Annotated in this window: 1 protein-coding gene; it reads right to left on the minus strand. The window is 32.5% G+C overall.

What is annotated here, in order from left to right; all coding sequences use genetic code 11:
- Positions 1–125, minus strand: a 125-nt coding sequence (locus IDG65_RS14975) for a hypothetical protein (RefSeq protein ID WP_241012762.1), incomplete at its 3' end; no start/stop codon positions are given.
- Positions 126–246 lie beyond the last annotated feature (121 nt).

Raw genomic sequence — 246 nt, forward strand, 5'->3', positions numbered from 1 at the left:
ACTGCGATACCTGCAGAGTCATAACCTCTGTATTCTAATTTTTCTAAACCTTTTAATAATAATTCTTTGGCATTATCATAGCCAATGTAACCAACAATTCCACACATAACGACATTTTCCTCCATATATGGAATGAAGAAAATCACAAATAGGGCACAGAGTATAGCTACAATTGAACCGAATGTCATAGTTATATCCGCTTTTATATGGTTTATGCATTTAAGTATACTATAACAACTACCGTTT

This window comes from Staphylococcus sp. EG-SA-17, from assembly GCF_017151845.1.
Classification (GTDB): Bacteria; Bacillota; Bacilli; order Staphylococcales; family Staphylococcaceae; genus Staphylococcus; species Staphylococcus aureus.